At 38.4% G+C, this 18,828-nt stretch carries 15 protein-coding genes and 1 rRNA gene; 15 read left to right on the top strand and 1 reads right to left on the bottom strand.

All coding sequences use genetic code 11. The annotated features are described in order from the left end of the window. Positions 1 to 186 precede the first annotated feature (186 nt). The 5 genes from rrf to rocD all read left to right on the top strand — a co-directional run bounded on the left by rrf (position 187) and on the right by rocD (position 5,766). Positions 187 to 303: ribosomal RNA gene (rrf, locus tag BN358_RS03175) — 5S ribosomal RNA — on the top strand. 338 nt (positions 304 to 641) lie between these two features. After that, positions 642 to 1,868, top strand: a complete 1,227-nt coding sequence (arcA, locus tag BN358_RS03170) for an arginine deiminase (protein WP_040581950.1) — start codon at positions 642 to 644, stop codon at positions 1,866 to 1,868. Between the two features lie 80 nt (positions 1,869 to 1,948). Beyond that, positions 1,949 to 2,944 carry an ornithine carbamoyltransferase gene (gene argF / locus BN358_RS03165; protein WP_019227884.1) on the top strand — a complete coding sequence of 332 codons (996 nt, stop codon included), beginning with the start codon at positions 1,949 to 1,951 and terminating at the stop codon, positions 2,942 to 2,944. A 30-nt stretch (positions 2,945 to 2,974) separates the two neighbouring features. Next, complete coding sequence (gene arcC, locus BN358_RS03160; RefSeq protein ID WP_019227883.1) at positions 2,975 to 3,922, top strand: carbamate kinase; 948 nt, start codon at positions 2,975 to 2,977, stop codon at positions 3,920 to 3,922. A 650-nt stretch (positions 3,923 to 4,572) separates the two neighbouring features. Next, a complete protein-coding gene (gene rocD, locus BN358_RS03155; RefSeq protein ID WP_019227882.1) occupies positions 4,573 to 5,766 on the top strand; it encodes an ornithine--oxo-acid transaminase in 1,194 nt (397 codons plus the stop codon). Between the two features lie 37 nt (positions 5,767 to 5,803). Here rocD and BN358_RS03150 read toward each other — a convergent pair whose 3' ends face one another. Further along, entirely contained in the window at positions 5,804 to 10,129 is a 4,326-nt protein-coding gene (locus tag BN358_RS03150) for a 2-hydroxyacyl-CoA dehydratase (RefSeq protein WP_019227881.1), read from the bottom strand. Between the two features lie 308 nt (positions 10,130 to 10,437). On the opposite strand from BN358_RS03150, the gene BN358_RS03145 reads away from it, so the two are divergent. From BN358_RS03145 to BN358_RS22725, 10 genes are all read left to right on the top strand, one after another. After that, positions 10,438 to 11,601 (top strand): ABC transporter substrate-binding protein, encoded by a 1,164-nt coding sequence (locus BN358_RS03145; RefSeq protein WP_019227880.1) that lies wholly within the window; start codon positions 10,438 to 10,440, stop codon positions 11,599 to 11,601. Positions 11,602 to 11,651: 50 nt separating this feature from the next. Then, positions 11,652 to 12,533, top strand: coding sequence for a branched-chain amino acid ABC transporter permease (locus BN358_RS03140; RefSeq protein ID WP_019227879.1), 882 nt, complete (start codon positions 11,652 to 11,654; stop codon positions 12,531 to 12,533). 9 nt (positions 12,534 to 12,542) lie between these two features. Then, on the top strand, positions 12,543 to 13,427 hold the full coding sequence (locus BN358_RS03135; protein ID WP_019227878.1) for a branched-chain amino acid ABC transporter permease: 885 nt from the start codon (positions 12,543 to 12,545) through the stop codon (positions 13,425 to 13,427). Then, a complete protein-coding gene (locus BN358_RS03130; RefSeq protein WP_019227877.1) occupies positions 13,424 to 14,200 on the top strand; it encodes an ABC transporter ATP-binding protein in 777 nt (258 codons plus the stop codon). Before BN358_RS03135 ends, BN358_RS03130 begins: the two co-directional genes overlap by 4 nt. Beyond that, positions 14,193 to 14,912 (top strand): ABC transporter ATP-binding protein, encoded by a 720-nt coding sequence (locus BN358_RS03125; RefSeq protein WP_019227876.1) that lies wholly within the window; start codon positions 14,193 to 14,195, stop codon positions 14,910 to 14,912. Before BN358_RS03130 ends, BN358_RS03125 begins: the two co-directional genes overlap by 8 nt. A 93-nt stretch (positions 14,913 to 15,005) precedes the next feature. Then, the gene (locus tag BN358_RS03120) at positions 15,006 to 15,695 is read left to right on the top strand and encodes a metal-dependent hydrolase (protein ID WP_019227875.1); all 690 of its coding nucleotides are present in this window, start codon (positions 15,006 to 15,008) and stop codon (positions 15,693 to 15,695) included. A gap of 69 nt (positions 15,696 to 15,764) precedes the next feature. Further along, a complete protein-coding gene (locus tag BN358_RS03115; RefSeq protein WP_019227874.1) occupies positions 15,765 to 16,115 on the top strand; it encodes a hypothetical protein in 351 nt (116 codons plus the stop codon). A gap of 256 nt (positions 16,116 to 16,371) precedes the next feature. Continuing rightward, positions 16,372 to 16,608 carry a FeoA family protein gene (locus BN358_RS03110; protein WP_145082109.1) on the top strand — a complete coding sequence of 79 codons (237 nt, stop codon included), beginning with the start codon at positions 16,372 to 16,374 and terminating at the stop codon, positions 16,606 to 16,608. Next, positions 16,605 to 18,623: a ferrous iron transport protein B gene (feoB, locus tag BN358_RS03105; protein WP_019227872.1), complete on the top strand. Its 2,019-nt coding sequence runs from the start codon at positions 16,605 to 16,607 to the stop codon at positions 18,621 to 18,623. Before BN358_RS03110 ends, feoB begins: the two co-directional genes overlap by 4 nt. 1 nt (position 18,624) lies before the next feature. Beyond that, complete coding sequence (locus BN358_RS22725; protein WP_019227871.1) at positions 18,625 to 18,771, top strand: FeoB-associated Cys-rich membrane protein; 147 nt, start codon at positions 18,625 to 18,627, stop codon at positions 18,769 to 18,771. Positions 18,772 to 18,828: the final 57 nt, after the last annotated feature.

Below are 18,828 nucleotides of genomic sequence, written 5' to 3'. Positions count from 1 at the left end.
ATAAGTACAGTTAAAGCTGTACTTTTTATTTTGATAGATTACTCCTAATTTAATGGCAGGCAAAGTCGTAGTCTCGCTGCACAAATTTGTTCACTCGCATAATGCTCGTGCAAATTTGGAGCTCGGTGCGTAAGACCTACCAGCAATTTTTCAGAAAAAACCTGAAAAATTAGGTTAGGGCTAGAATCTGGTGACTACAGCAAAGAGGACACACCCGTTCCCATCCCGAACACGGAAGTTAAGCTCTTTAGCGCTGATGATACTTGGCGGGAAACTGCCTGGGAAAGTAGGACGTCGCCGGGTAAAAAAACCAGCTGATATAGCTGGTTTTTTTATGCCATAAAACAGTTTATCGTGTATAAATATGAACACGATACATAAATATTAAAAATACCTTGACATATTAAGGAAAAGTTACTACAATATATATATACAATCGCAGATTATTGTACTAAATTTGTTTGTCAATCAGGATGTAAAATTAAAATATTGTTAATAGTTATGGCATCCAGATGTTTATCCTTGAAATGATAACGATTTTTTTACACTAAATGACGAATAAGTTGACATATGTCGCGGCTGTTGCCAATCGTTTTTGCATTCAAAATCAGATATGGCATATATAATATATGGTGGTGATAATATTGAATGATACAGCAATAAAAGTTTATTCAGAAATAGGAAAATTGAAAAAAGTATTGCTACACCGACCTGGCAAAGAACTAGAAAATCTAATGCCGGAGTATCTTGAAAGATTGCTTTTTGATGATATTCCTTATTTGGAAATAGCTCAGCAGGAACATGATGCATTTGCAAAAATTTTCGAAAGCTTGGGAATAGAAGTAGTTTATCTGGAAGATTTAGTGGTGGATTCACTTATAAATGACGAGATAAAACTGCAGTTCATCAAAGAGTATATTGAAGAAGCTGGAATTAAGGAAAGCAGAGAATCCAGCATGTTAAAAGATTACTTCCTGTCCTTTACTAGTCCTAAGGAAATGGTTCTCAAAATGATGGAAGGCATCAGAAAGTCAGAAATCAATGATTACAGGGGTCCAAGATTAGCTGATTTTTTAAGCAATCAGTATCCATTTATAATTGACCCAATGCCTAACCTTTACTTTACAAGAGATCCTTTTGCTACAGTTGGAGAAGGAGTATCTATTCACAAAATGCATACTGTTACAAGAAACAGGGAAACGTTATTTGCCAAGTATATTTTTAACTGCAATCCTTTATACAAGGGAACAAAGTTAATGTATGACAGAACTGAAAAGTACTCTCTGGAAGGCGGAGACATACTGATTTTAAATGAAGAAACAGTAGCTGTGGGAATTTCTCAAAGAACAAATCCTAATTCTATTGAAAAATTTGCAAATACTTTGTTGACGGAAGACAGCTCATTTAAAAAAGTATTGGCAATAGACATACCAAAGACTAGGGCATTCATGCACCTGGATACTGTATTCACAATGGTGGATTACGACAAGTTCACAATTCATCCGAACATCAAGTCTGACATGGCTGTATATGTTCTTGAAAGAGGAGAAGATGGAAATATAAAAATTACTGAAGGTAAGGGGTCTCTTGAAGATATTTTAAAGAGGGCACTGAGCCTCGACAAGATCAAACTTATAAAGTGCGGCGGAAACAGCATTATTGATGCAGCCAGGGAACAATGGAACGATGGTTCCAATACATTGTGTATTGCTCCGGGTGAAGTAATTGTTTATACAAGAAATTATGTAACAAATCAAATTCTTCAGCAGGAAGGTATTAAGGTATATACAATGCCAAGTTCAGAACTGTCAAGAGGAAGAGGCGGTCCAAGATGCATGAGCATGCCGCTTATAAGAGAAAAAATATAAAAAACAATTGAAATTATGAAAAGATTCTGTTAATATATAAAAATACAATAATATCTATAATTAAACATGGAGGTTTTATTATGTCAGTAAATTTAAAAGGAAGAAGTTTTTTAACATTAATGGATTTTACACCACAGGAAATCAGATACATGCTGGATTTGTCTCATGATTTGAAAGCAAAGAAAAGAGCAGGAATTTACAATTATCTTTTAAAGGGTAAAAACATTGTGTTGTTGTTTGAAAAAACATCAACAAGAACAAGATGTGCATTTGAAGTTGCAGCTCTTGAAGAAGGAGCACACGTTACATTCCTTGATTCAGGAAGCTCACAGATGGGCAAGAAGGAATCTTTGGAAGATACTGCTAAGGTTCTTGGAAGATTCTATGACGGTATTGAGTACAGAGGATACAAACAGGAAGTTGTTGAAGATTTGGCTAAGTATGCAGGAGTACCTGTGTGGAACGGTCTTACAGATGTTGATCACCCTACACAAATATTGGCTGACTTGCTTACAATAGAAGAACACGTTGCAAAACCACTTAACAAAGTTAAGGTTGTTTTTGCAGGTGACATCAGAAACAACATGTCATATGCATGGATGTTCGGATGTGCAAAGATGGGAATGCATTTCGTAGCATTTGGACCTAAGGAACTTCAGGATCAGCTTGATCAGGATACACTGAAGAGAGTTCAGGAAGTGGCTGATTACACAGGAGCAACAATAGAAATATCAGACAGCATTGAAGCTGTAAAAGGAGCAGATGTAATTTATACAGACATTTGGGCATCAATGGGAGAAGAAGCTCAGATACCTGAAAGAGTTAAGTTGCTCACTCCATACAAAGTTACAATGGACCTAATTAAGGCCACAGAAAACAATGATGTAATATTCATGCATTGTTTGCCTTCATTCCATGACTTTGAAACAAAAATGGCTAAAGAACAAATGGCACTTGGATTTGACATACGAGAAGTAACTGATGAAGTTTACAGAAGCAGACATTCTGTTGTGTTTGACGAGGCAGAAAACAGAATGCACACAATAAAAGCAGTTATAGTAGCAACTATAGCTTAAAAACTAGGACAATTTTAGAGGGGTTAAGTCATGAACAGAATACCAAGAGTAGTTATAGCGTTAGGCGGAAACGCCTTAGAAGATAAAAGCATGCCTTCTACTGCAGAGGCACAGTTGGAAGTTGTAAAGAAAACCAGTGAATTTATTGCTGAAATAAGCTGCTCCAACTATGAGATAGCAATCGTTCACGGAAACGGCCCTCAGGTTGGAAGAATTCTTTTAGCGTCAGAAGCTGCAAAAGATGTTACACCGCCAATGCCATTTGACGTTTGTGGTGCAATGAGCCAGGGATATATAGGATATCACATTCAGCAGGGGCTTAAGCTGGCGCTGGCTAAAAGAGACAGAATTTTGCCTGTAGTTACAGTTGTGACTCAGATGGTTGTGGATAAGGATGACAAAGCATTCCAGAACCCTACAAAACCAATAGGACCTTTTTATTCTGAAGAGGAAGCAAAAAGACTTGCAGAGGAAAAGGGCTATACAGTGAAAGAAGATGCAGGAAGAGGATGGAGAAGAGTTGTTGCATCGCCTATTCCTGAGAGAATAGTTGAAATCGGAACAATCAAGACACTGTGGGACACGACAATAACAATTGCGTGCGGAGGAGGCGGAATTCCTGTAATAGAAAATGAAGACGGCTCTTTAAAAGGCGTGGCAGCTGTAATTGACAAGGACTTTGCAGCAGAAAGACTGGCTGAAGACATGGACGCTGACATTCTTATGATTCTGACTGAAGTTGAAAAGGCATCAATCAACTTCAAGAAACCTAACCAGGAAGATTTGTCCGTAATAACAATTGAAGAAGCTGAAAAATACATTGAAGAAGGCCATTTTGCACCGGGCAGTATGCTTCCGAAAGTAATGGCTTCAGTAAAATTTGCAAAATCAAAACCAGGAAGAAAATCAATAATAACATCTCTGTACAAATCAATGGACGCATTAAATGGTTTGACAGGAACAATAATTCAAGGTTAATTAAAACTTAATAAAAAATAAGAAGAGTACTGCAATAGATCTTCCCTCAATTCAATGTGAATCCAGCGGAAGATTAGGCAATGAGACTCATGGATGAATCTGGTAAAGCTTCAACCACGACGCTCATATGACGAAGCGGCTCTTCTTTTTTTTATGCCCTAACCCAGATTTTTCGACCGTAGGGAGAAAAAATCTGCGGTAGGTCAAACGCAACGAAATCCAAATTTATGCGACCGGAGGGAGCTGATAAATTTGTGATTGAGACTGCGCATGCCCTAACCCAGATTTTTCTGTGTGATATGCCCTAACCCAGACTTTTAGTATATATTATTCCTAATATTGTGTCATTAATATAGTTCTGCATGACAAAATGCAACTTATATTTTGGAAATTGCAAATTGCAGGATTAGCTTCAGGAGATTAAAACTTAAGCGTTTAAACAACAAAAAATAATCAAATTAATTTGCAAATATTTCATATTTAATCATGTTGTTTTAAAACCAACGAAAATCAGAATGTTTAAGCAACGGATTCACAATGCAAAAATATAAATATCTTGACTTTTATTATAAAAACGGTTATTATTTAAAACATAAGTTTGAAATATGCATACATTTGCGTATAAAAAAGCAACGAGGAGGACTACTGATATGCAATCATCTAAAGAAATCATGCAAAAAACAGAAAAATTCGGAGCCCACAATTATCATCCTAAGGAGATTGTGTTTGAAGAGGCAGAAGGTATTGTTGTTACTAATCCAGAGGGTGAAAAGTTTTATGATATGTTAAGTGCATATTCTGCATTGAATTTTGGACACAGACATCCTGAGCTGGTACAAGCTGCAAAAGATCAGCTGGATAAAGTAACTTTGACTTCAAGGGCATTTTATAACAGCGTGCTGGGAGACTGGATGCAGAAACTTTGTGAGGTTACAGGTAAAAACATGGTTCTTCCTATGAACACAGGTGCTGAAGCAGTTGAAACGGCTTTAAAAACTGCAAGAAGATGGGGAAACTTTGTTAAGGGCGTTGAAGATGGAATACAGGAGATAATTGTATGCGCCAACAACTTCCACGGCAGGACTATAACCATTGTTTCTATGAGTACAGATTCAGATTCCAGAAGAGGATACGGTCCTTTTACACCTGGATTTAAAGTAATTGAGTACGGAAACATCGAGGAACTAAAATCAGCCATAAGTCCAAATACAGTAGCATTCCTGGTAGAGCCTATACAGGGCGAAGCAGGAATAATTGTTCCTCCCACTGGTTTTATCAAACAAGCATATGATATTTGCAAAGCAAATGACGTATTATTTATTGCCGATGAAGTTCAAACAGGCTTTGCCCGCACAGGCAGAATGTTTGCATGTGACTATGAAGATGTGGTTCCTGATATATATGTTCTTGGAAAAGCTTTAGGTGGCGGCATTATAGCCGTATCTGCAATTGCGGGAAATGAAGATATCCTTGGAGTATTCGAGCCTGGTTCACACGGTTCAACTTTCGGAGGGAATCCATTAGGAGCAGCTGTTTCCTTGAAAGCTCTTGAAATTCTCCAAAGAGATGATCTTGCTAAGCAAGCTGAAGAAAAAGGCAGTTACTTCATGAATAAGTTAAGAGAAATAAATAATGACGACATATTTGAAATAAGGGGTAAAGGTCTTTTAATAGGAGTTGAGTTCAAGACCAATGCTGCACCTTATGTGAAAAAATTGATCGAGAACGGTGTTCTTGCAAAGGAAACTCATGAGAAGACAATAAGGTTTGCTCCTCCAATTATAATAACATATGAACAAATTGATGATGCTGTTGAAAGAATCAAAAAGGCATTTTCAAAATAATAAAAAATACCGGCTCGGACAGCCGGTATTTTGTTTTTTATATGTTTTGTTCCTGAAGATGTTTCAGTATTTGTTTTGTTGTATGGCCTTCAATTTTCTTCATTGACAAGAATCCATCGTCATCATGCAAGTGCATGTTTCTGAATGCGCTGGTCAGCATGAGCTTTATACGGTTAATCTGGTTAACTTCACTTATGCCGGCATCATAGTCAATTGGAACTATATTTGATAAAGGATATGCATCCTTAAGCTTTTTAATCATTCCCTTGCCTGTGATGTGGTTAGGCAGACATGCAAATGGCTGCAGACACAATATATTGCTTACACCGCTGTCCAAAAGCTCAATCATTTCGCCTGTGAGGAACCATCCTTCTCCAGACTGGTTTGCAAGTGAAAGGAATTTTTTTGCCTTGCGGGCTAATTCCTCAATATTTGCAGGTGTTGAAAAGCGTTTTGACTCTTTGAATGCCTTGACACTTGGTTTTTTGTACATTTCTATTGCTTTTACAGCAACATTGTTGAATGCCTTTGTCTTTGGATTGCCGCTCAGCAGCTCATCATATTTTATAACTCCGTTAAATGCACTGTATGAGAAGAAATCAAGCAAGTCCGGCACCACAACTTCTGCTCCTTCTTCTTCAAGAAGAGAAAAAACATCGTTGTTTGCATTGGGGTGAAACTTAACAAGAATTTCACCGACTATTCCAACCTTAGGCTTTCTTAATTTTTCATCAAGTTCAATTGTATCAAAATCATGAACTATATTATTGATTGTATTTATATAATGTTTTATATGACCTTTTTCTATTACATGTCTGCATTCCTCAACCCATTTGTCGTACAACTGGTTTACAGAACCTTTAACTTTTTCATAGGGTCTTGTTCTGTAAGTTGCACGCATGAGAGTGTCTCCTAACACAACACTCATTACAAGTCTGTTCACAAATGAAGTTGTGAAGCTGAAACCCGGCTGTTTTTCAAGTCCAACCACATTGAAGGAAATAACAGGTATGTGCCCATATCCTGAATCTTTAAGCGCTTTTTTGATAAAACCAATATAATTTGTAGCTCGGCATCCTCCGCCTGTCTGGGAAATCATGAGTGAAGTGTTGTTCAAGTCATATTTTCCTGATTCCAGAGCATTTATAAGCTGGCCCACAACAATTATAGAAGGATAGCAAGCATCGTTGTTTACTACCCTGAGTCCCACATCAACGGCCTTCTTGTCAACAGCAGGAAGTACAACGGCGTTATATCCCGACATTCTTGCAGCTGTTTCAATAAACTGGAAGTGCATTGGAGACATCTGAGGAATGAGTATTGTGTGCTTCTTCTTCATTTCCTTTGTAAATACAGGACGTGTGCTTTTGTCTTCAATGTGCTTGTGCCTGATGCCTGTTTTGTCTCTTTCTTCTATGGAAGCAAGAAGTGAACGTATACGGATTCTTATAGCTCCAAGGTTGGTGATTTCATCTATCTTAATAAGGGTGTATATTTTGTTGTTTTTGTCAAGTATTTCATTTACCTGGTCTGTTGTTACTGCATCGAGACCGCATCCGAAAGAGTTAAGCTGAATGAGTTCTAAATTATCTGTATTTGAAACGTAAGTTGCAGCCCTGTACAGCCTTGTATGGTATGACCACTGGTCAATAACCCTTAGAGGTCTTTCTATGGGATACTTGTTCTCAAGGGAATCTTCAGACAATACAACCAGACCGTAGCCTTCTATCATTTCAGGTATGCCGTGGTTTATTTCAGGATCCACATGGTAAGGCCTTCCGGCAAGAACAATTCCTTTTTTATTGTTTTTGTTGATGTATTCTATAGCCTTTGCGCCTTCTCTTTTTACATCCCGTTTGTATGCATAAAGTTCTTTATATGCCTTTTCGGCAGCTTCCTTTATTTCTTCGTAAGACAAGTGTTCAGCTTTTGCAATTTCCCTGTAAAGTTTGTTTATGAGCCTTTCCTTGTCATTTAAGTTAAGGAACGGCTTGTAGAACTTCACATTCTTAAGGTTTATATTTGCTTCTATTGATTCCGGATATGAAACAACAACAGGACAGTTAAAGTGGTTTCCTGCATTTTCATCTTCCTTTATGTTGTAGGAAATACAGGGATAGAATATTTTAGGAACTTTTTTGTTTATGAGATCAGTTATGTGGCCGTGGGTTATTTTACCCGGATAGCACACTGATTCTGAAGGAATTGTTCCCATTCCAAGCTCGTATATTTTTTTACTTGATGCTCCTGATAAAACTACTCTGTATCCCAATGTTGTGAAGAATGTGAACCAGAACGGATAGTCTTCGTACATGTTCAAAACTCTTGGAATTCCAATCATGCCTCTTTTTGCTTCGGAAAGTGCCAGAGGCTTGTATCCAAATACTCTGTTGTACTTGTACTTGTACAAATTGGGCAGAGATTCTTTTCTTTCTTCGTGAGTGTATTTTTCAGCTCCTCTTTCACAGCGATTTCCTGATACAAAGTATCTTCCGTCAGAAAACTTGTTGATTGTCAGTAGGCAGTTGTTTGTGCATAAACCGCAGCGTTCCATGGAAGTGTCAAATGAAAACTTCTCAAGCTCGTGAGGTTTTACAAATTTGCTTTTAACAGAGGGAACATATTTATCTTTTGCAATGATGGCAGCACCAAATGCTCCCATTATTCCTGCTATGTCGGGTCTTACAACCTCACGTCCTGTTATTTGTTCAAATGCTCTTAGAACTGCGTTGTTGTAGAATGTTCCTCCCTGAACAACAATCTTATCTCCTATTTCATCGAGAGACTTAAGTCTTATGACTTTGAACAGGGCGTTCTTAATTACAGAGAAGGAAATTCCTGCGGAAATGTCGCTTAGGGTAGCACCTTCCCTTTGGGCTTGTTTAACTTTGGAATTCATGAACACGGTGCATCTTGTTCCAAGATCAACCGGGTTTTTTGACAACACTGCTGCTTCGGCAAATTCATGGACACTCATATCAAGTGATTTAGCGAATGTTTCTATGAAAGATCCACAGCCTGAGGAACAAGCCTCGTTAAGCATTATGGAATCTATTACTCCGTTTTTTATGATCATGCTTTTCATGTCCTGTCCGCCGATGTCAATTATAAAGTCAACACCGTTTAGGAAAAAGTCAGCAGCTTTATAGTGTGCTACTGTTTCTATTTCGCCTGCATCCACATTCAGAGCAGCTTTAATAAGATGCTCCCCGTATCCTGTTACAGCAGTGCTTGCTATTTCAATACCAGGATGCAGCTTAACGTAAAGGTCCTTTACTGCTTTTACGGCTGAGTTAAGAGGGTTACCTGCATTGCTTCCATAATAGGAATGCAGAATTTCACCATCATCAGTGATCAAAACAAGTTTTGTGGTAGTGCTGCCTGCATCTATACCTAAAAATGCCTTGCCTGAATAATCATCTATATTTCTTGTTTTTGCCTTATGCATGTTGTGACGGGACAAAAATTCTTTGTAATTTTCCGCACTTTCAAACAATGGGTCTAAGTCTTTCTTGCGGTATTCTATACTTGAATGTTCAAGTGTATTTTTAATTTTAACGTAAAATTCGTTGAAATCTATGCTCTCGTTTTCGGAAGCCATTAAAGCAGCTCCCATGGCAACATAATAATTTGCATCTTCAGGGCATACTGAATTGTCTTCGGTGAGTTCAAGGGTTTCCTTGAATCTGTTTCTCAGCTCAGACAAAAAATACAACGGTCCTCCCAAAAATGCCACATTGCCCTTTATTGGTCTTCCTTGAGCAAGGCCGCTTATAGTTTGGTTTACAACAGCCTGAAATATGGAGGCAGCAATGTCTTCCTGCCTTGCACCTTCGTTTAAAAGAGGCTGTATATCTGATTTCGCAAAAACACCACAGCGGGAAGCAATCGGGTATATCGTTTTATGTTTTTTTGAAAGCTCATTTAAGCCTGTTGCATCAGTCTTCATCAGCACAGCCATCTGGTCAATGAAAGCTCCGGTTCCGCCTGCACAGGATCCGTTCATGCGCTGCTCCAGGTTTCCTGTAAGGTATGTTATCTTGGCGTCTTCCCCGCCCAGTTCTATAACAACATCTGTAGAGGGAATGAATTTTTCTATTGCTTTTGTTGATGCCGCTACTTCCTGTACAAATGGAATTTCCAGATATTTTGACACATCAATGGCACCAGAGCCTGTGATGCATATTTTAATCATGCTGTCATTTAGTGTCTGGGATGAGTTTTTGATTATTTCACTGACTGTATTCTTAATGTCTGAATAATGTCTTTCATATTGCTTGTATACCACATTTTCCTTACTATCTATTACAGCTATTTTTACTGTAGTAGACCCTATATCAAGCCCCACCAAGTAATTTTTCATTGTATCCTCCAAAGCCGTACGGCTTTAAATATTCATGCTTTTATATATTATGTAAAGTATATTATATCATGTTAAATTTTAAAATCAACTTAAATAAATCTTAACAATAGCAACATTCATGCCGAAAAGCATAGAAAAGCATATGTTATTTTTTTATCACAAAATAGAAGAAAATGTAAAATTTCCGGCTAAATAATGAACACATAAATCTTGCATTATTTTAAATAAACGTTTATAATATAAAAGACATAAACGTTTGCATAAGGAATATTTACAAAACTTTATACACATAATTTCAGGAGGGTTTTATGAGAAAAAAAGTTTTATCCTTAGTAAGTTTATTATTAATTTTTACAATGCTGCTTTCTGCATGCGGAGGCAAGACATCTGCTCCTGCTGGAGAAACAATCAAAATCGGCTGGATAGGATCATTGACAGGGGACCAGGCCGTATGGGGAACATGTGAAAGCAACACAATAAAAATGCTTATTGAAGAAGTAAATGCAAAGGGCGGAATATTGGGAAAACAGGTTGAAGGAATTTATTATGACACAAAGGGCGATGCTGCTGAAGCAGTAAATGCCACAAAGAGACTCATAACTCAAGATGGTGTTGTAGCAATTCTGGGACCTAATGCCAGCGGACAGGCAATTTCTATTTCGGCAGTTCTGGAACAATACAAGGTTCCTGATATTGCAACAGTTGCAACTAACCCAAAGGTAACAGTAAGTGATGATGGAAAAGTTAAAGAATATAATTTCAGAGTATGCTTCATAGACCCATATCAGGGAGCTGTTGCAGCAGGCTATGCTTATGATAAATTAGGATTAAAAAATGCAGCAGTGCTTTATGACGTAGCAAGCGACTATTCACAGGGATTCACTGAATATTTTGAAAAAACATTTACAGAAAAGGGCGGAAAAATTGTAGCAAAAGAAGGCTTCAAGGAAGGTGATGTTGACTTCAGACCACAGCTTAGCAAAATCAAAGAAGCTAATCCTGATGTAATATTGATGCCTTATTATTACAAAGAAGTAGCTCTTAGTGCAAACCAGGCAAGAGAACTTGGAATTAAAGCTACATTAGTGGGAGGAGACGGATGGCCTTCAGACCAGCTGATGACAATGGCAAAGGATGCAATTGAAGGAAGCTACATAGTTAACCATTTGGATTTCAACGACCCAGAAGTTAAGCCTCTGCAGGATGCTTACAAGGCAAAATACAATCTGTCCATGGAACTTAATGGATACATGGCAAATGATGCATTCTTGCTATTGCAGGCTGCCATTACAGCTGCTAACAGCACAGATCCTGTTAAAATAACAGAAGCTCTCACTCAGGTTTCAGTGCAGGGAGTTACAGGAACAATTCAGTTGAGCAAAGAAAATCATAATCCGGTAGGAAAACAAGCTGCAATAGTTAAAATAGAAAACGGCGGCTATGTATTCCAGGAAAAATATGGAGTTGAATAAAATAAGGCGGGTATATCCCGCCTTCGTTTCAAAATCATCAGGAGGTTTTTATGAGCGGATTTTTGCAGCAGGTTGTTAACGGATTGTCCATAGGAAGTGTCTATGCTCTCATGGCAGTGGGTTATTCTCTTGTATACAGCATAATGAACTTTTCAAACTTCGCCCACGGCGGGGTTATTATGATTGGCGCGTATATAGGTTATTTTTGCCTCACATTGTTAAATATACCTTTTTTTGTAGCATTTTTATTGTCAGCCATTGGTTCCGGACTTTTGGCCGTAAGCATGGAAAGAGTGGTTTACAGGCCTTTGAGGAAGCGCAATGCGCCTTTTTTGTATTTTATTATATCTGCAATGGGAGCATCAATATTTCTTGAAAATATAGTTATCGCATCGCCAATTGGCCCTACATTCAGGACATACCCCGCTATTTTTGCTACGACGCCAATAATGCTTGGGAATATTGCATTGGGAAGAATAGACCTTTTAATGTTTGTTATATCTACAGTGAGTTTGGCTGCTTTGATATACATAATCGAAAAGACAAAAATAGGGCTGTCCATAAGGGCTACTTCCTACAACATCAAGGGAAGCACACTCATGGGAGTCAACGTGGACATGGTAATATTCATAATATTTGCAATGGGCGGAATACTAGCCGGTCTTGCAGGAATGCTTTTTGGCATGAAGTACACCGTGTATCCACAGATAGGAAACATTACCACAAAATCATTCATAGCGGCTGTTTTCGGCGGGCTTGGAAGTCTTCAGGGAGCTGTTATAGGTTCCATATTGCTGGGTCTCATTGAAACAATGGTGTCTGGATACTTTTCATCCCAGTACAGGGATTTAATCGCATTTGCTCTTTTGATATTTGTGCTTGTTGCAAAGCCAACAGGACTCATGGGCAAAAATACGGAAGACAAGGCATAGGAGGTTATCATGAGCTGGGGTTATATATCAGGTATTTTGATTTTATCAGGAATAAACTTAATGACGGTTCTGGGACTTTCTTTGCTAACAGGTTTCACTGGAATGTTTTCCTTCGGGCATGCAGGATTCATGGCCATAGGAGCATATACAGCCGCAACCATGACAATGAAATTTGCTGTTCCTTTCATACCTGCTCTTCTCATTGGAGGAATTGCAGCAATGATTGTCAGCTTGTTTCTTGGTAAACTGACACTTAATCTTAAGGGTGACTATTTCTGCATTGCCACACTTGGGTTTGGTGAAGCTACAAGACTCATTCTTGACAACCTGCAGTATTTTGGAGGAGCAAGAGGACTTTCTGGAATACCTACAGAAGGAACTACAACCTTATTAAATGTTGTTCTCATAAACATTGTTGCAGTATTTGTGCTGGTGAGCATTATAAGGTCAAGGCACGGAAGGAACATGGTCGCCATAAGGGAAGAGGAAATGGCAGCACAGATTATTGGAATAGATGTTTTCAAATACAAGCTGACTGCACTTGCCATTAGCGCACTTTATGCAGGAATTGCAGGAGGAATGCTTGCCCACTACCTGGGGTACATTCAGCCTACAATGTTCAAGATGGTGAAATCCACAGAAATGACAATAATTGTTATTTTCGGAGGATTGGGAAGCATTTCAGGAAGTGTTGTTGGAACAGTGCTTTTAACTTTCCTTCCGGAAATATTGAGAAGTTTCTCGGACTGGAGACTTGTAATATATGGAGTTGCAGTAATTCTCATCATGATCACAAGACCGCAGGGTTTAATGGGAGGAAAAGAAATAAGCTTCAAGAAAATTGCACTTGCAATTAAAAATAGGAAAATAAAAAAAGAGGAGGTAAAATCATGAGTGTGCTTTCTCTTAAGAAACTTACAAAAAGATTCGGCGGCCTCACGGCAGTTGACAATGTAAACTTCAGCATCGAAGAAGGAGAAATATTCGGTCTTATAGGGCCAAACGGTGCGGGAAAAACAACAATATTCAATCTTATTACAGCTATTTACAGCGTGACTGAAGGTGAAATTTATTTTTACGATAAAAAGCTTGCAGGACTTAAGCCCTTTGAAATAGCCAACATGGGTATAACAAGGACGTTTCAGAACATAAGGCTGTTTAAAAAGCTCAATGTATATGACAATGTACTGACAGCATGCCATAAGCTTGCTGATTACAGCTTATTGAACAGTGTTGTGAGAATAGGAAAATACAAGGAACAGGAAAAGTTACTTAACAGCAAGACGGAACAGCTTTTGAAACTAATGGGACTTTGGGAGTACAAAGATATTGTTGCATCAAATCTTCCATACGGACTACAAAGAAAGCTTGAAATAGCAAGGGCACTGGCACTGGAGCCAAGACTGCTTCTCCTTGATGAACCTGCAGCCGGAATGAATCCTGAGGAAACATTGCAGCTTATGGAGCTTATCAAAGAAATAAGAAACAAATTCAACCTTACGGTTTTAATTATTGAGCATCACATGGACTTGATAATGGGAGTGTGTGACAGAATATTTGTGCTTAATTTCGGCATCCCTTTGGCCATTGGAACTCCGAAGGAAATTCAGGAAGATAAGAAAGTAATAGAAGCTTATCTTGGAAAAGAGGAGGCACAAGATGCTTAAGGTTGATAATTTAAATGTTTATTACGGAGGAATTCATGCTCTTAAGGGAGTTTCCATAAATGTTGATGAAGGACAAATTGTATCAATAATAGGTTCTAACGGAGCAGGCAAATCAACCCTCATAAATTCAATCAGCGGTATTGTAAAATACAAGGAAGGTGAAATAACCTACAAGGGAGATAAGCTTCCAAGGCAAGCCCACAAAATAGTGAAAGCAGGAATATGCCAGGTGCCTGAAGGAAGAATCATATTTGCAAACCTTACGGTTATGGAAAACCTCAATATGGGTGCATTTTTAAGAAATGATAAAAATGACATCGAAAAGGATAAAAAAAGAATTTTTGAGTTATTTCCAATCCTTAAGGCAAGAGAAAATCAAATAGCAGGAACTCTGTCAGGAGGGGAACAACAAATGCTTGCCATGGGAAGAGGACTGATGTCCAATCCGGATCTCATACTCCTTGATGAACCGTCCCTGGGACTGGCGCCTCTACTTATAAACACAATATTTGACATAATAATTGAAATAAAAAATATGGGCAAGACAATACTTCTTGTGGAACAAAATGCATTCAAGGCCCTTTCAATAGCCGACAAGGCATATGTATTGGAGCAAGGAGTTGTTACACTGGAAGGAGATGCAAAATCTCTCATAAAGGACGAAAAGGTTCAGGAAGCTTACCTTGGCAAGAAAAATACACAGACTGTCTAGTATGGATCCCGATTTTAAATCGGGATTTTTTTGTTGATTTTATTTCTATATAATTGTATTATAAAATAAACATTATAAAGGACGGTGATCTAAATGAAACTTACTTATCTTGGGCATTCTGCTTTATTAATTGAGGAAGGACATTTCAAGGGAATTATAGACCCTTTTATTTCCGGTAACCCTTTAAGCAAAACAAGCGTGGATAGTCTCGTTGATATAACACACATTTTTGTCACTCACGGTCATGGAGACCATATTGGAGATGCAGTTGAAATCGCAAAGACCAACAATGCGCTTATCATTGCTAACCATGAAATTTGCGCATACCTTGCGAGGTTCAAAGTAAGAACCCACTCCATGCACATAGGAGGCAGAAGGAAGTTCGACTTTGGAACCGTAAAGATGACAAATGCTCTGCACGGCTCAGGAATATCTGATGGAGGAACCATCATATGCGGAGGAAATCCATGCGGCTTTATTATAGAAGTTGAGGGTATAAAAGTATATCATGCAGGAGATACAGGTCTTACACTGGATATGAAGCTTCTTGAAGACGAAAAAATTGATGCTGCTTTTCTTCCCATAGGAGGAAATTATACCATGGACGCTGATGATGCTGCAATTGCTGCTAGTTTTATTAAGGCAAAGATTACAGTTCCCATACATTACGATACTTTTGGCCTTATCAAGGCAGACCCGTTTTATTTCAAAAGCAAGGTTAAGTCGTCAGAAGTTGTTGTTCTGGAGCTAAATAAAAGCATTAATATTAATGCAAATATTTAATATGCATGTATTGAATAGTAAAAATTCATATGGTATAATGACAGGGCAGCACGATTAGGGGAGGTTCAAATGTTTGCTTTGATATTGATTTTAAATGACATTTACAAGCTTGATGAAATACATGAAGTGTTTTATGAGGAAGAAATTGGTGCAACAACAATTGACAGCCAGGGAATGGGAAAAGTGCTGTTGGACCACAATATAAATGTACCCATGCTTGCAAGCATGAGGAAGCTTATTGACGGAAGAAAACCCTACAGCAAGATAGTTTTCAGCATTATCAAAGATAGGGAAAAACTTGACGCCGTAGCAGAAAAAATACAAAAAGAACTTGATTATTTCAAAGAACCGGGTGTCGGATTCATGTTTGTAATGCCGGTAATAGAAGTATATGGTTCAAACACCGATGATATAAAGTGAAAGGCATAACTGCCTTTTTTTTATGCCCTAACCCTGTTTTTCCCATTTTATGCGACCGGAGGGAGCAGATAAAATGGTGAACGAGACTGCGCTATGCCCATGCCATGAAAAGTCTGTAAAGATATATAATATATTTGCAGATAAAAAACATAAATATTATTTAAAACCTGTTGACAATTCATAGGGGCAGTAATATAATACAATTAAAGTAAATGATAATGATTATCAATATCGAATAATCATGAAAAGGAGAAATATGATGACGCTAGACAATATCAAGCCTGGTCAAGGTGGAGTAATTACAGCAATAGGCGGGCAGGGGGCTCTCAGAAGAAGGCTGCTTGATATGGGGTTGACTCCCAACACCCGAGTTCAGGTAAGAAAAGTTGCTCCAATGGGTGATCCCATAGAATTGTCTTTAAGAAGCTACGTCTTGACTATAAGAAAAGAAGAAGCATCGAAAATTGAACTGAAAGAGGTATTCAGCATATGAAATATGTATTTGCCCTGGCAGGAAATCAAAATTCGGGAAAAACAACACTTTATAACAATCTGACAGGCAGTAATCAACACGTTGGAAACTTTCCCGGGGTGACAATTGAAAAAAAAGAGGGGCAGATAAAAAAGAATAAGGATGCGTACCTTGTGGATTTGCCTGGAATTTATTCACTGTCTCCATATACCATGGAGGAAGTTGTAACACGAGATTTTCTTCTCAAGGAACACCCTGATTTAATACTTAATATTGTCGATGCAACAAACATAGAAAGAAACCTGTACTTGACGCTGCAGCTCATGGAGTTATCAATTCCCATGGTAATTGCCCTCAACATGATGGATGAAGTGAGAGCCAGCGGTAATTCAATAGATGTAAAAAAACTATCGGACCATTTGGGAATTCCGGTTGTTCCTATATCAGCCAGCAAAAATGAAGGAATTTCAGAGCTTGTGGATGTGATCATGAAGACGGCCATGGAAAAGAAATCTCCAAAGAAACATGATTTCTGTACTGGAGATGTTCACAGAGCAATACATTCCATATCACATCTCATAGAGGAACAAGCTGAAAAATCAGGCTACCCCTTAAGATTTGCAGCAACAAAACTTGTTGAAGGGGACGAGCCCACAATGAAGGAGCTTGCCATTTCGGAAAGTCAGGCACACATAATAAGTCATGTGGTTGAGGACATGGAGAAATCTCTTGACACAGACAGAGAAGCAGCACTTGCAGACATGAGATACACATATATAGAAAAAATCTGCAGGGATACCGTGATTAAAAAACAGGAAACAAAAGAGCAGGTGCGTTCTGAAAAAATAGACAGGATTCTAACTCATAAGTATCTGGGCATACCAATATTCTTCAGCATAATGTTCTTGGTGTTCTGGCTAACATTCGGAGCCATAGGAGCGCCGCTGCAGGGATACTTGGAAACAGCCATTGGAGCATTCACAGAAATTGTTTCTGAGGCAATGAATGCAGCACAGGTAAGCTCATGGGTTTACTCACTTGTAATTGATGGAATATTTGCAGGAGTTGGAAGCGTGCTTTCATTCCTTCCTCTCATAGTAATATTGTTTTTCTTCCTCTCACTTCTGGAAGACAGCGGATACATGGCAAGAGTTGCATTTTTAATGGATAAAATGCTTAGAAAGATAGGTTTATCGGGAAGAAGCTTTGTTCCAATGCTCATAGGCTTTGGTTGCAGCGTTCCTGCAATCATGGCCACAAGGACTCTTTCAAGTGAACGTGACCGTAAAATGACAATTGTGCTTACACCGTTCATGTCATGCAGCGCCAAGCTTCCAATTTACGGAATGATTACAATGGCATTTTTCCCAGAAAATGCTGCGTTAGTTATGATAGCTCTCTATATGACAGGTATCCTTACAGCCATTTTGTCTGGACTTCTTTTAAAGAGTACAATATTCAAAGGTGAACCTGTTCCCTTTGTAATGGAACTTCCTGCATACAGAATTCCTTCAAGAAAAAGTGTATTGGTACACATGTGGGAAAAAGGAAAAGATTTTATACAAAGAGCATTTACGGTAATATTCCTGGGAACAATCATAATATGGTTCCTGCAGAGCTTCGACTGGTCATTGAACATGGTAAGCGACAGCACAATGAGTATTCTTGCTTCCATAGGAACTTTGATTTCTCCTTTGTTCATACCTTTGGGATTCAATGACTGGAGAGCTTCAACAGCTCTGATAACAGGATTAACTGCAAAGGAAGCCGTTGTGAGCACACTTACAGTTCTTACGGGAGCCGGAACCGACATTCAGCTTTCGGCAATTTTAAACACAATGTTCACTCCTTTAAGCGCATATGCATTTCTTACATTTACGCTTTTGTACATGCCGTGCATAGCTGCTTTTGCAGCAACAAAGAGGGAGTTAGGCTCAATGAAGTATGCAGTGTTAACTGCTTTATATCAGACACTGACTGCATTTGCAGCAGGAACGCTCGTTTATCAGATTGGCAGTTTATTCATAGGAGGTTAATATGAATGGTGCAGATTTATTAGTAGTAGGAACAATAGCAGCAATAGCTGCATTTGTAATAGTATACATGAGAAAACAAAAGAAAAACGGTGCTAGCTGTTCCGGTTGTTCCGGATGCAGCAAGAGCTGTTCTTCAAGGCAACAATAACTAACCGCTGAGAAATCAGCGGTTTTTTTATATGGTAGGAAAGTTTTCTTTTCTTTC

Source organism: Sedimentibacter sp. B4 (assembly GCF_000309315.1).
GTDB lineage: Bacteria > Bacillota > Clostridia > Tissierellales > Sedimentibacteraceae > Sedimentibacter > Sedimentibacter saalensis.
Note: the sequence above shows the minus strand (reverse complement) of the source record. Positions and strands in the feature narration are given on the sequence as shown.

What these genes read in the sequence shown, in the direction of transcription:
- argF (WP_019227884.1), top strand. Translation starts at nt 1,949, where the DNA reads ATGTCAGTAAATTTAAAAGGAAGAAGTTTTTTAACATTAATGGATTTT.
- arcC (WP_019227883.1), top strand. Translation starts at nt 2,975, where the DNA reads ATGAACAGAATACCAAGAGTAGTTATAGCGTTAGGCGGAAACGCCTTA.
- rocD (WP_019227882.1), top strand. Translation starts at nt 4,573, where the DNA reads ATGCAATCATCTAAAGAAATCATGCAAAAAACAGAAAAATTCGGAGCC.
- BN358_RS03150 (WP_019227881.1), bottom strand. Translation starts at nt 10,129, where the DNA reads ATGAAAAATTACTTGGTGGGGCTTGATATAGGGTCTACTACAGTAAAA.
- BN358_RS03145 (WP_019227880.1), top strand. Translation starts at nt 10,438, where the DNA reads ATGAGAAAAAAAGTTTTATCCTTAGTAAGTTTATTATTAATTTTTACA.
- BN358_RS03140 (WP_019227879.1), top strand. Translation starts at nt 11,652, where the DNA reads ATGAGCGGATTTTTGCAGCAGGTTGTTAACGGATTGTCCATAGGAAGT.
- BN358_RS03135 (WP_019227878.1), top strand. Translation starts at nt 12,543, where the DNA reads ATGAGCTGGGGTTATATATCAGGTATTTTGATTTTATCAGGAATAAAC.
- BN358_RS03130 (WP_019227877.1), top strand. Translation starts at nt 13,424, where the DNA reads ATGAGTGTGCTTTCTCTTAAGAAACTTACAAAAAGATTCGGCGGCCTC.
- BN358_RS03125 (WP_019227876.1), top strand. Translation starts at nt 14,193, where the DNA reads ATGCTTAAGGTTGATAATTTAAATGTTTATTACGGAGGAATTCATGCT.
- BN358_RS03120 (WP_019227875.1), top strand. Translation starts at nt 15,006, where the DNA reads ATGAAACTTACTTATCTTGGGCATTCTGCTTTATTAATTGAGGAAGGA.
- BN358_RS03115 (WP_019227874.1), top strand. Translation starts at nt 15,765, where the DNA reads ATGTTTGCTTTGATATTGATTTTAAATGACATTTACAAGCTTGATGAA.
- BN358_RS03110 (WP_145082109.1), top strand. Translation starts at nt 16,372, where the DNA reads ATGATGACGCTAGACAATATCAAGCCTGGTCAAGGTGGAGTAATTACA.
- feoB (WP_019227872.1), top strand. Translation starts at nt 16,605, where the DNA reads ATGAAATATGTATTTGCCCTGGCAGGAAATCAAAATTCGGGAAAAACA.
- BN358_RS22725 (WP_019227871.1), top strand. Translation starts at nt 18,625, where the DNA reads ATGAATGGTGCAGATTTATTAGTAGTAGGAACAATAGCAGCAATAGCT.